This is a genomic window from Streptomyces sp. RPT161, from assembly GCF_027533845.1.
Lineage (GTDB): Bacteria > Actinomycetota > Actinomycetes > Streptomycetales > Streptomycetaceae > Streptantibioticus_A > Streptantibioticus_A silvisoli_A.
In genome coordinates this window covers 1-275 of the sequence record NZ_JAPZVN010000130.1, presented here as the reverse complement: position 1 = coordinate 275, position 275 = coordinate 1, and the positions used below count along the sequence as shown (strand labels likewise).

Annotated in this window: 1 protein-coding gene; it reads left to right on the top strand. The window is 68.7% G+C overall.

Annotated elements, in window-relative coordinates; genetic code table 11:
* Positions 1-275, top strand: a 275-nt coding sequence (locus O5O46_RS35230; protein WP_333482463.1) for a hypothetical protein, incomplete at both ends; no start/stop codon positions are given.

The window sequence follows — 275 nt, the reverse complement described above, 5'->3', positions numbered from 1 at the left end:
GGTACGACGCTGGGCGACCCGATCGAGGCGCAGGCACTGCTCGCCACGTACGGCCAGAACCGGCCCGAAGGTCGCCCGCTCTATCTCGGCTCGATCAAGTCCAACATCGGCCACACGCAGGCCGCGGCCGGTGTCGCCGGTGTGATCAAGATGGTGCTGGCCATGCAGCACGGGATGCTGCCGCAGACCCTGCACGTCGACGAGCCGACACCGCACGTGGACTGGTCCGAGGGCGACGTCGCCCTGCTGACCGAAACCGTGCAGTGGCCGGAGAC